The following is an 11,708-nucleotide window of genomic DNA, read 5'->3' as shown; positions in this document are numbered from 1 at the left end:
TTTTCTGATATTTTTTTGTGGGTATTTATTTATGATGGATGACCGGTTTCAGCATACAATAGATAAATACGCCTGGCTCTTTTTGGCAACCGGAATCTCGTGCGAAATAATTCGCCAGTTTTCCTATTCGTTCATCAGCAGCGGAACTGTAGTTTTAATTCTAAGTAATTTAAACAGATGGATGTGGCTCTTATGCATTCTGGGTTTGGGGCATCGTAGTCTGAAAGCAAACAATCGGGTACTGAAATCTTTATCGTCGGCCTCTTTTCCGTTTTATATATTCCATTTATTATTGAATACAATTGCTGGTTTTTACATTATAAAATTACCAATTGGTGCAGGAACCAAGTATTCACTAATTGTGGTATTCACCATTTTGTCAACCTTTCTGGTTTACGGTTTTGTAAAACGTATTCCTGTTATTCGTTTTCTGTTTGGAATAAAAAGGCGATGAAAAATAAAAACCGGCACCCAATATTTTGTAAAAGTACTGGTAGGCGGTGTGGTAGAATTCAAGGTTCATGGCCTGCTTCATCTGCGTGGCGGTTTAACAGGAAATTACCTTGCCAGCCGGTACTACTTATGCCGACCGTTAGGTTTTCCGCTTCTTCTTTTTAGCCGCCGGAAACAGCACATTATTCAGAATAAGCCGGTAACCCGGTGAGTTGGGGTGAAGGCTTAAATCGGTTGGCGGGTCGCCAATCAGGTGGCGGTAATCTTCCGGGTCGTGGCCGCCATAAAAAGTCCAGAATCCTTTGCCTTTTTCTCCGTGGATGTAACGGGCTTCGTTGGCCGGTTTGTTCTCGCCCAGCACCAGCACGTTCGATTTCAGTACTTCTTTGCGGTAGGCCGTTGTTTGCCCCATAAAACCCTTAATCAGGTTGTGGTGATTCTGGCAAAGCATGGTGGGGATAGGGTCCCACTTGGCCGAAAAATCAAACAGGGTAAAGTAATCGTTTTCGCGGGCAACATGGCGGTGGTCGGTAGCATCAATATTCGAAAACTCGTAAACATACGGGCTTTTCTCCAGCTTAAAATTCTCGAAAGCAAAGGTGTTGTGGAAATCGAGCTTTTCATCAACGTTGGCTTCCATCGGGTCGCCATCAAACATGTTTTCACAAATATCAACACCCACTGCTGCCAGCGAAATATCGTAAGTATCGGTAGCGGCACACATGGCAAACAGGAAACCGCCATTCTGCACGTACTTCTGTATTTCGCGTGTAACAAACGATTTCATTTCCGACACCTTCATAAAACCCAGTTTTTGGGCCAGCTGTTTGTTAATGCTCACTTCCTCCTGGTACCAGGGCATGTGCTGGTACGAGCGCCAGAATTTACCAAACTGCCCCGTAAAATCCTCGTGGTGCAGGTGCAGCCAGTCGTAATCTTTCAGGTTGCCGTTTAGTATTTCTTCGTCGTAAATAATATCGTAGTTAATTTCGGCGTAGGTTAGTACCATGGTTACGGCATCGTCCCAGGGTTGTTTGTTGGGTGGCGAATACACCGCAATTTTCGGCGCTTTATTCATTGCCACGGCATCCTGATTCATATCGGGCTGGGCAATTTCGTTTAAAATTCCTGAAGCCTGTACATCGCTGATCACCTCGAAACTAACACCACGAATTACACACTCATTTTCAATCTCGGGGTAGTGCTGCATTAAAAAACTGCCTCCGCGGTAGTTAAGCAGCCATTTTACCTCAATATCCTGTTCCAACACCCAATAGGCAATGCCGTACGATTTCAGGTGATCCTTTTGCATTTCGTCCATAGGAACAAGTAGCGAAACGGCTCCGGCATGCAATGCCATGAAGAGCAGTACCGGCAAAAGGAATATTTTTATGAGTGTGCGCATGTTGTTTTTGTATTATTACAGCAAAACAGGCAATTGGTTCATATGATTTGCGAATGATGATTAACGAATTTTGATTTCAGAAGTTAGTTCCTGCAAATTTATTACTGTCATAGAACTCATCAATCTAAAATCGTTAATCTACAATCTTCAATCGACATTCATCCTAAATCCTTAATCCTTTCTAAAACGGAGCATCGCTGGTTGAGGAGTGCTGACTGTCGAATCCGCTGTTTGTTGTCATTCCGGCCGCCAGGTTGTCATCGTCTTCATTCATTGAGGAGCCAAAAGTTTGGACCTCCTGCGAGAAATCTCCAGAATCGAATTGCGGATCGAGATCGGAGAAGCGCGCCATTTCTTTCTGGAAACGCAGCGGAACATCGGCAGTGGCACCGTTACGGTGTTTTGCAATGATCAACTCAGCAATTCCTAGCAGCGAGTTCCCCGATTCATCTTCGGTAATACCAAAGTACTCCGGACGGTGAATAAAACACACAATATCGGCATCCTGCTCAATCGCTCCCGACTCACGAAGGTCGGACAGCTGCGGGCGTTTGCCTTCGCGCGATTCAACGGCACGGCTCAACTGCGACAGGGCGATAATCGGTACGTCCAGCTCCTTTGCAATGGCCTTTAACGAGCGTGAGATCATACTTACTTCCTGTTCACGACTTCCGCGCGAGTCGGTTCCGGCTGTCATCAGCTGCAGGTAATCGACAATAATAATGTCAACATCGTGTTGCATCTTCAAACGGCGGCACTTAGCCCTGAATTCAAAAATCGAAAGGGCAGGTGTATCGTCGATAAAAATAGGTGCTTCATCAAGCGTTTTAATTCGCTGATTTAGCTGCGCCCATTCGTAATCTTCCAGTTTTCCTGTCTTAATTTTTTCACCACCCAATTCCGACTCTGCCGAAATTAAACGGTTAACCAACTGCAGCGACGACATCTCGAGTGAGAAAATAGCTACTGCCTGACGGTGATCAACGGCCATATTTCGGGCCATCGATAACACGAAGGCTGTTTTACCCATTGCAGGACGTGCAGCCAGAATAACCAGTGCCGAACGTTCCCAACCCGAAGTAATCCGGTCTACCGCAGTAAATCCTGATGGTACACCACTTAACCCGTCGGGCTTGCTGCGTGCTGCCTCAATTTGCAGCACTGCCTGGTTCAGGATGGGTTTAATCGGCACAGTCTCTTTCTTTATATTTCCTTCGGATACCTGGAATAATGCCGACTCTGAAAAATCGATCAGGTCGTCAACATCGATGGTATCGTCGTATGCTTTTGTCTGAATTTCGGAAGAAACACGAATCAACTCGCGCTGCATAAATTTTTGGGCAATAATACGCGCATGAAATTCGATGTGTGCAGCCGAAGCAACACGGCGGGTCAGCTGGGTAATGTATCCCGGTCCGCCAACCTCATCAAGCTGGTTACGGTCTTTTAACTCCTGTGTTACCATTAACAGATCGACAGGCTTTTCCTTACCTGAAAGGGTTTTTATCGCCTCGAATATTTTTCGGTGTTCTTCTTTGTAAAAACTGTTTGAATCAATAGTATCGGCAACCGTAACGTAAGCGTCGCGCTCAAGCATTAGTGCTCCGAGCACAGCTTCCTCAACATCAACTGCCTGAGGTGGCAATTGTCCGTATTGGGCGTTGATCTGTTCTACTGTATTTTGTTGTTGATTGGTTCTTTTTCGTTGTGCCATATTGTTTCTGTGTGCATAAAAAATTTACCGCTCCGTTAGTAGTAACGGATGTCAAAAATAGAAATTTACCTTGCCTGATACAAGATATTAAGCGCTCTATTATCAACCAGCGCTATTCACAATTGTTGATAGTGTACTAGCCTAATTTTTCCTCAATTATTTGAGTGATAATGCTTTTTAACGTGCTTCCCATTGCCCCGATTTGTTGCGGAATAAAGCTGGTAGCAGTCATTCCGGGCGTGGTATTTACTTCCAGGAAGTAGAATTCTTCGCCTTGCAAAATAAAGTCAATTCGAACGATTCCGGAACATTCGCATAAGTCGTAAATCTTAGAAGTGAGCTCCTGGCACTTTTTGAAAAGCGGTTCGGGTAACCTTGCAGGGGTAATTTCCTGTGTAGCTCCCGGCGTGTATTTTGCTTCGAAATCAAAAAACTCATTTTGCGGAATTACTTCGGTAATCGGGAAAACCACTTTTTCACCCTTCAGGCGAACGGCGCCACAGGTAAACTCGTGTCCGTCGATAAATTGTTCCACCAACGCTTCGTCGCTTTCTTTCCATGCTTTTTCAATGGCGGCTTTTACTTCGCCGGTTTCTTTTACTTTGGTAATTCCAAAGCTTGAACCTCCGGCATTTGGTTTTACGAAAATGGGTAAGCCCAGGTCTGCAACAATGGCTTTGGCATCGATTGCTTCGCCTTTTGTGAATTTCTTTGAAATGGCCATTTTTATGCCGTGCGAGCGCAGGTAGTTGTTACAAAACCACTTGTTAAAAGTAAGCGACGACGCATGAACGTTGCAGCTGGAATAGGGAACTTTCAGTAATTCGAAATAAGCTTGTAAAATCCCGTCTTCGCCCGGTGTTCCGTGAATGGTGATGTAGGCAAAATCGAATTTTATCTTTTCGTTGTTTACGGTAAAACTAAAATCTGATTTGTCGACGTCGGCAATTTTCTCTTCGTTCTGAAAAACTTCCCAGTTTAGTCCCTGCATCTGAACTAACCAGGGGGTAAATTTCTCCGTATCTACAGCTTTTAAAACGTTTGCTCCGCTTTTTACGGACACTACAAATTCCGATGAATCGCCTCCGGCAATTACGGCTATGTTGGGTTTGTTGATCTTACTCATTTCTATTTGCTATATAATTTTCCCATTTATCAATTGCGGTAGCCATGTCTTCAGGCAGTTCCGAATTGAATAACATTTTTTCTCCTGTTGTTGGATGAATAAATCCGAGTGTTTTGGCATGCAGTGCCTGGCGGGGCAGCACTTTAAAACAGTTTTGTACAAACTGCCTGTATTTACTGAAAGTAGTACCGCGCAAAATCTGGTCGCCACCGTAGTTGCTGTCGTTAAACAGTGTGTGGTTAATGTGCTTCATGTGCACCCTTATCTGGTGTGTGCGCCCGGTTTCAAGGCGGCATTCTACCAGTGTAACATAACCAATACGGCGCAGCACTTTGTAATGCGTAACGGCATGTTTTCCATGATCTTCTTCAGGGAATACGGTAAAAACCTGCCTGTTTTTCAGGCTGCGACCAATGTGCCCGGTTATGGTACCTTCATCTTCTTTTACACTTCCCCAAACCAGTGCGTGATAACGACGCTCGGTGGTTTTCTCGAAAAACTGTAGCGCCAGTTTATTTTTTGCCAATTCGGTTTTGGCAACCACCAGCAATCCCGACGTGTCCTTGTCGATTCGGTGAACCAGTCCCGGCCGCGGATCTTCGCTGTTAAACAACGGAAGATCACGGAAATACCAGGCCAATGCGTTTACCAAAGTTCCGGTATAGTTGCCATGTCCGGGATGTACCACAAGTCCCGGTGGTTTATTTATCACGATCAGCTGATCGTCTTCGTAAACAATATCGAGCGGAATATCTTCGGGGATGATCTTTAGCTCGCGCCTCGGAAAATCCATTACGATCAATATCTCCTCGTTTGGTTTTATCTTGTAATTGGGTTTTACGGGTTTTCCATCAACCAGAATATTACCCGCATCGGCTGCAGCCTGAATGCGGCTTCGCGAGGCATTGTCTAATCTGTTAGAAAGAAATTTATCGATGCGCAGGGGAGATTGCCCCGGATCGACTGATAAACGGTAATGTTCGTATAGCCCGTTCTCTTCCAGTTCTTCGTTTTCCTGATTGTAATCTTCCATTATTAAAAATTTCTTTCGTAAGCCTGGTTAATAATTGTAGTGTCGGTGGTTAACCAGATATCAACCGATGACCCCAGATTTACCTGTTTTGTAAATTGCGGATTCGGTTGTTGTTTCCATATTCTTGCACTGGCCGAGTCTTCGGCAGTTTCTGCAGTTTCGTCGTAAATAACAGCGCCCATATTTAGCATGGCGTCGGTAATGGTCGACTTTGCTTCATCCAGTGAAAAGCCTGTGAGGTTAGGTAAAGTTGTTTGCATATTTCCCCGGCTTCGGCCTACAACCAAATCAATAGCTGAACCTTTAACGATTTTATCGCTTTCATAAATTTCAACCGAATCCTGTAACGATTTTAACACCAGGTCGTTATATTCCGATGGCTGGTAAGAAATAATTCCCACCTGTAATCCGGTGCTTTCGATAAGTACCTGTGCCTGACGGAAAGAAATGTCGGTTAAACGCGGCAGAACAACTTTTTCGGGCTCGTTTGAGTTTATGGTCACGCGGATCACTCGGTTTTCTTTTACATGTGAATTGGCCAGTGGCAATTGGTCGACCACAGTGCCCGGCTCAAAATTTTTGTTGTAAATCGAATCGATTACTTCCACGCGCAGCTTATTGGCTTCGGCGCTGGCCGTAGCGTCATCCATACTCAAACCTGTTAAAGCCGGAACCGGATAAGAAACGCCATGTTGTGTATATAGTTGCAATCCTTTTAGGGTTATAAAAAGCAGAAGCGCCACAAGCCCAAGGGCAATTAACAGGTGCTTTGCAAAAGCACGGCTGGTGATAAATTTTCCTAAACTCATTTTTTTGTACAGTACTTATTTAAGAGAACAAAAATAAGTCAAAAAAAGTATGATGAAAGGATTTCGGCGTTAAACAAATTTCAAATATGGAATAAAATGATATTGGGAGTTTGGTTTGGAGAAGCCGCTTTACAAACATGCATAAACACGAAAAGGTAAAGAATTGAATTCTTTACCTTCCCGCAAAATGTAACAAGATAAAATGAATTATCTCTTATGTCTTGGCTCGTCTGAGACGCTAAGTTTTTTTCTACCTTTTGCTCTACGGGCTTTTAATACTTTACGACCGTTTGCAGTCGACATTCTTTCTCTAAAGCCGTGCTTGTTCTTTCTTTTTCTATTCGATGGTTGAAATGTACGTTTCATTTCTATAAAGTTTTACTTGTTTCTATTCAGAATTTTCGGACTGCAAAAATAGTGCTTTTTTTAATTCTTCCAAAAAGTTAAACACTTTTTTCTGTAAAAATACACCTTGTGTGTTTATTTCTATTAATCAGTATTTTATCTGGGCAAAGAAAAGTATTTTTTCAGTGTTCACGATTCTTTATCAATAAAATTGTTCTGATAGCTTTAGAATGCAGTTGTGGTGCCTTGGTGAGCCGTTCACAATTTTTCTATTTATCCTTTTTTACCGAGAACCGGAATCCAATACCATGCAGGTTAATGATTTTTACCGAAGGATCGGCTTTAAAATATTTCCTCAGGCGCGAGATAAAAACATCGAGGCTGCGTCCCAGAAAATAATCGTCGGACCCCCAAACGTTTTCCAGAATCTCGTTACGGCTAAGCACTTTGTTGGCATTTTTGGCAAAAAAGCGAATCAGTTCAGCCTCTTTTAGTGTAAGGTTTCTGGTGTCTCCGCTGGATGTTAGCGAAAGATCGTCGAAATGAAAATCGAACTTCCCGATTTTTAAAACGCTCGACGATTCAGTATCGATTGGTTGCGACTGGCTTCTTTTTAAAAATATCTTGATTTTTAAAAGCAGCTCTTCCATGCTAAACGGTTTGGGTATGTAATCGTCGCCGCCAATGGTAAGACCGGTAATTTTGTCTTCGGTCATGCTGCGGGCCGTTAAAAAGATAATCGGTACCTGGTCGTTGGTTTTACGTATGGTTTCGGCCACCTGAAAACCATCAATTTTTGGTAGCATAACATCAAGCACAATCAGGTCGAAGCTGTTTTGCCCGAAAAGTTCTAGTGCAATTTCTCCGTCGGTCGCTACTTCAACGTCGTAGCCGTGCTCCATTAAATTATCTTTTACTATAAAACGAAGCGCTTCGTCGTCTTCAACCAATAATATTTTAAATGAATTGTTGCTCATATTTTACGTTGGAATGGTTAGGCTAAAAATGCTTCCCCCTTTTGGGTTATCGTTTACTTTTATTTTCCAATTATGCGTTTTTACAATTTTGTACACGTAGTCGAGACCGAGACCAAAACCTTTTACATTGTGTACATTTCCTGTCGGAATTCGGTAAAACTTTTTAAAAATCCGTTTCCGGTATTCGCGTGGAATCCCTATGCCGTTGTCGATAAAATTAAGCTCATAACTATTTTGCTTTTGCAGAAGTTCAATCTCAATTACCGGCTTTTTATCGCAGTATTTTGCTGCATTTTCAAGAATGTTCGATACCAGGTTGGCAAAGTGGAAACGATCGGCCAGAATGGTACAATCACCGATTTTGGTTTTTATTTCAACTTTTGCATTCTGTCCGGCTTTCGATTCCCGAAAATGATCACTGGCTTCTTGTAAGAACGCGGTGAGATTTACCTTCTCCAGGTTAAGCAGAATCCGGCTTTTCTCAATCGATGCTAAGTTAAGCACTTTTTCAACATTGTTCGACAGCCGTATTGTTTGTTCCTGTATAATGTGGGTGTAATTAAACAGGCGGTCGGGCGATTTCAAAATCTTTTTGTCGTTAATTACGTTTGCTGCAAGTGCTATCGACGAAATAGGTGTTTTTAATTCGTGAGTGAGGTTGTTAATAAAGTTTTTCTGAATCTCGGACAATTGCCTTTGGCGGATGATAACCCACAGGGTATATCCAAAGAAAAAGATTACCAGCATTAAAAGTGCGGTTAAAAAATACCAGATGGAGAGTTGGTTTAAAAAGTAAGGCGACCGGTCGGGAAAATGAATGCCAAAATAATTGGTGTATTCCTCGTTTAGCGGAAAATCAAAATCCGATGGCTCCTCGTTTTCGTCGATATGCACAAGCGTGGTTTCGTCCATTTGTTCCTGGATGGGGCTGTATATCGAAAATTCATAATCGTAATATATATCGTGCCTTTTTAGCTGGGTGGTAAGGTGTTGTTTTAGCAGATCTTTGTCAATGGCCACACCAACATTCACCAAATAAGTGTTGTTCGAAATCACTTCAACTGGTGTAATACTATCGAAGGTTTCAGTGGTTCCGGTTGCCAGCATAACCTGCCAGGCAACTTCCTTTAACGCCACACTTGCACTTTCCTGAAATTGTGTTTCTGAAAGATTATAGGAACTGCGTATAAAAGCAAACTGCACCAAAAATACGCCAACTATCGACACAGTTGCCAGCATTATAATGTATTTAAGTGCTTTACCTTGCATGGATTTTTATTGAATAGCTAAGCTATATATTTTTTTGTTTGCCGGCTTTAGTTAACAACTCATTAACAAATAATTGAATTCAGTTAACAGCGAAACTAGCCAAGCATCAATACATTTGTTTTATAGATTTCAAGAAAAGACAAATTTAATCAATAAATTATGAAAAGCATTTTACAACTATTAGCAGTTTTTGCACTGGTGATTGCTGTTAATACAGCGATGGGCCAGGGACAAGCAAAAATTGTTTTTGACAAAGAGGCATACGATTTTGGTTCGTTTAAAGAGTCAGACGGTGTGCAAAAAACAACTTTTAAGTTTACAAACAAGGGCGACGCGCCACTGGTGCTGTCAAATGTTCGTGCATCGTGTGGTTGTACAACTCCAAAGTGGACGCGTGAACCTGTTGCACCTGGTGGAAGTGGAAGTATCGATGTTAGTTATGATCCTAAAAACCGTCCGGGGTCATTCAACAAATCGGTAACTGTTAGCTCAAATGCCGAGAACCCTACTGTTATTTTAAGAATTAACGGAAAAGTTGAACCACGCGAAAAAACACTGGCAGAGCAATATCCAAGGAAAATTGGAGATCTTCGGGTAAAATCAAACTACCTGTCGTATGCAAAAATTACAAAAGGAGAAAAAGTAACCAAAGAACTGGAATTGGTAAACGATACCGATAAGCCGGTTGAAGTAGGTTTCCGTACCGTTCCAAAGCACCTTGAGGCCAAAGTTGAACCGGCAACTATTCCGGCAAACGGAAGGGGTAATCTGATTGTAACTTACGATTCGGATGCTGCCGACACTTATGGATTTGCATCGCACCGAATTTACTTGTCGTTAAACGGAAGTAACGACTACAAAAATTCAGTGGGCGTAAGTGCAACAATCGAAGAAGATTTCTCGCACCTTTCAGCAGAAGAGTTGGCAAAAGCTCCTGTGGCTGATTTCAACGAAACATCATACGATTTTGGCGAAATGAACCAGGGCGACAAAAAGGAACATACTTTTACTTTAACCAATAACGGTAAAACTGATTTGATCATCAGACGAGTTCGTTCGTCGTGCGGATGTACTGCTGTTGCTCCATCGAAAAGTGTAATTGCAGCCGGCGAAACAGCGCCAATTAAAGTTACTTTCGACTCGCGCGGAAAACGTGGCCGTCAAAGTAAATCGATCACGGTTATTACCAACGATCCAAAAACACCAACTTCAACACTGCGCATTTCAAGCCAGATTGTTGTACCTAATGCAGGCTAAGTTTATTTAAAGTCAATATTTCAGAAGGTGTTGCAGGCGAAACTTGCAGCACCTTCTTTTTTGCTGTACTTTTGAACGATAAATTTTATTCGGATGTCAGAAAAGGATAAACACCATATAGAAAACGACCCGCAGTACAAAGGGTTGATAGTTAATGCAGGAGTGGAAAAACCGGATATGGTTAACAACGATTCGGTTCAGCGTTTTTTGAAAAAGAATAGAAAATTACTGTCGGTTGACGAGTATGTTGACGGCATTTTAAAAGGCGATATCACACTGCTTAGTAAGGCTGTAACTTTGGTCGAGAGCTCAAAATCAGCACATCAGCAACTGGCCCAGCAAATTATACAAAAGTGTTTGCCACACAGTGGTAATTCGGTTCGTATTGGTATAACCGGAGTGCCGGGGGTTGGGAAAAGTACCTTTATTGAAGCACTCGGAAAATATCTAACAAACAAAGGCGAAAAACTGGCTGTGTTGGCCATCGATCCGAGCAGTGAACGTACCAAAGGAAGTATTTTGGGCGACAAAACGCGCATGGAAGAATTGGCCAGCGATAGGAATGCTTACATACGTCCCAGTCCATCGGCCGGATCGCTGGGAGGTGTTGCGCGAAAAACCCGCGAAACCATTATTTTATGCGAAGCGGCTGGCTACAACAATATTTTTATTGAAACCGTTGGGGTAGGGCAAAGCGAAACCGCTGTTCATTCCATGACCGATTTTTTCCTGTTGTTAATGTTGGCCGGAGCGGGCGACGAACTTCAGGGAATAAAACGCGGAATTATGGAAATGGCCGACCTGATTACCATTAACAAAGCGGATGGCAGCAACATTGAAAAAGCAGAAATGGCAAAAGTACAATACCGAAATGCTATTCATCTTTTTCCGGCCAAAGATTCGGGGTGGGCTGCCAACGTAGTTACCTGTTCGGCCTATAAAAAAACCGGAATTGAGACCATTTGGGAGCAGATTGAAAACTACCGGAAACAAACGGTTGATAACGGATATTTCTACCAAAAACGAAACGAACAATCTACATAATGGATGTACGAAACCATTGAAGAGCAATTGAAACGAAACTTTTACGATCATCCCGAGATTAAAACGAAATTGAAAATGCTCGAAAATTATGTGCTTACCGATCAGATGAGTTCGTTTGTTGCAGCCACCGAGTTATTGAATACGTATTCAAAATTAAAATAAACGGAGCTGTTAATATCTTAAATAGTTATTAACGGTAATAAAGCAGGCAAAAAATGGTATTATTCTATCCTTTTGCCTGCTTTGTTTTATGAGATCTTTCATGTAGTTAACACT

General features: G+C 42.5%; 12 protein-coding genes. 4 read left to right on the top strand and 8 right to left on the bottom strand.

All coding sequences use genetic code 11. The features are described 5' to 3' along the window. Positions 1-454, top strand: a 454-nt coding sequence (locus ABZB17_RS14710; protein WP_372651094.1) for a hypothetical protein, incomplete at its 5' end; no start/stop codon positions are given. Positions 455-592: 138 nt separating this feature from the next. Here the strand turns inward: ABZB17_RS14710 and ABZB17_RS14705 are convergent. The 8 genes from ABZB17_RS14705 to ABZB17_RS14670 form a co-directional block, all read right to left on the bottom strand. Then, positions 593-1,858, bottom strand: coding sequence for a hypothetical protein (locus tag ABZB17_RS14705; RefSeq protein WP_372651093.1), 1,266 nt, complete (start codon positions 1,856-1,858; stop codon positions 593-595). Positions 1,859-2,039: 181 nt separating this feature from the next. Next, positions 2,040-3,572, bottom strand: coding sequence for a replicative DNA helicase (gene dnaB / locus ABZB17_RS14700; protein ID WP_372651092.1), 1,533 nt, complete (start codon positions 3,570-3,572; stop codon positions 2,040-2,042). Between the two features lie 136 nt (positions 3,573-3,708). Continuing rightward, complete coding sequence (locus tag ABZB17_RS14695) at positions 3,709-4,698, bottom strand: D-alanine--D-alanine ligase (protein WP_372651091.1); 990 nt, start codon at positions 4,696-4,698, stop codon at positions 3,709-3,711. Then, positions 4,691-5,731 carry an RluA family pseudouridine synthase gene (locus tag ABZB17_RS14690; RefSeq protein ID WP_045032412.1) on the bottom strand — a complete coding sequence of 347 codons (1,041 nt, stop codon included), beginning with the start codon at positions 5,729-5,731 and terminating at the stop codon, positions 4,691-4,693. The genes ABZB17_RS14695 and ABZB17_RS14690 overlap by 8 nt, the downstream gene beginning before the upstream one ends. A gap of 2 nt (positions 5,732-5,733) precedes the next feature. Further along, complete coding sequence (locus ABZB17_RS14685) at positions 5,734-6,540, bottom strand: PASTA domain-containing protein (RefSeq protein ID WP_372651090.1); 807 nt, start codon at positions 6,538-6,540, stop codon at positions 5,734-5,736. A gap of 207 nt (positions 6,541-6,747) precedes the next feature. Then, the gene (gene rpmH / locus ABZB17_RS14680; RefSeq protein ID WP_369681516.1) at positions 6,748-6,912 is read right to left on the bottom strand and encodes a 50S ribosomal protein L34; all 165 of its coding nucleotides are present in this window, start codon (positions 6,910-6,912) and stop codon (positions 6,748-6,750) included. Positions 6,913-7,154: 242 nt separating this feature from the next. Next, complete coding sequence (locus ABZB17_RS14675) at positions 7,155-7,862, bottom strand: response regulator transcription factor (protein WP_372651089.1); 708 nt, start codon at positions 7,860-7,862, stop codon at positions 7,155-7,157. Positions 7,863-7,865: 3 nt separating this feature from the next. Beyond that, the gene (locus ABZB17_RS14670) at positions 7,866-9,131 is read right to left on the bottom strand and encodes a sensor histidine kinase (protein ID WP_372651088.1); all 1,266 of its coding nucleotides are present in this window, start codon (positions 9,129-9,131) and stop codon (positions 7,866-7,868) included. Between the two features lie 159 nt (positions 9,132-9,290). Between ABZB17_RS14670 and ABZB17_RS14665 the strand changes: the two genes are divergently transcribed. From ABZB17_RS14665 to ABZB17_RS14655, 3 genes are all read left to right on the top strand, one after another. After that, positions 9,291-10,388, top strand: a complete 1,098-nt coding sequence (locus ABZB17_RS14665) for a DUF1573 domain-containing protein (protein ID WP_372651087.1) — start codon at positions 9,291-9,293, stop codon at positions 10,386-10,388. A gap of 93 nt (positions 10,389-10,481) precedes the next feature. Then, positions 10,482-11,432, top strand: a complete 951-nt coding sequence (gene meaB / locus ABZB17_RS14660; protein ID WP_372651086.1) for a methylmalonyl Co-A mutase-associated GTPase MeaB — start codon at positions 10,482-10,484, stop codon at positions 11,430-11,432. Between the two features lie 3 nt (positions 11,433-11,435). Beyond that, entirely contained in the window at positions 11,436-11,594 is a 159-nt protein-coding gene (locus ABZB17_RS14655) for a hypothetical protein (protein WP_372651085.1), read from the top strand. Positions 11,595-11,708: the final 114 nt, after the last annotated feature.

It is taken from the genome of Draconibacterium sp., assembly GCF_041583095.1.
GTDB lineage: Bacteria > Bacteroidota > Bacteroidia > Bacteroidales > Prolixibacteraceae > Draconibacterium.
The sequence above is the reverse complement of the archived record's forward strand: the minus strand, read 5'-3'. Positions and strand labels throughout refer to the sequence as shown.